The organism is Bradyrhizobium sp. Leo78 (assembly GCF_059512425.1).
This window is the reverse complement of record NZ_JCAMOT010000337.1, coordinates 1-258: the sequence shown is the minus strand read 5'-3', so window position 1 is coordinate 258 and position 258 is coordinate 1. Positions and strand designations below refer to the sequence as shown.

The window sequence follows — 258 nt, the reverse complement described above, 5'->3', positions numbered from 1 at the left end:
CCGCAATGCGGCCCGAGGTCATCGCGAGGTTAGAGCCCTCGCGATGAATGGCGTTGTTGAGCTGCGCCGCATCGCCGGCCACGACCCAACCTTCGCCATACAGCTGCGGGATTGCCTTGTGGCCACCTTCAGGGATGAGGTGCGCAGAATATTCCTTGACCTCCGAGCCCTCGATCAGGGGGGCTCGATCGCGCGACGCGCGATCATCGCAGCCAGCCAGTTGCCGATATCCCCTTCGGTCGAGCGTTGCGCGAGCAG

General features: G+C 64.3%; 1 pseudogene. It reads right to left on the bottom strand.

Annotated elements, in window-relative coordinates:
* Nucleotides 1-258 (bottom strand): annotated as a pseudogene (locus tag AC5ZG1_RS44965) (hypothetical protein); the annotation flags it as partial.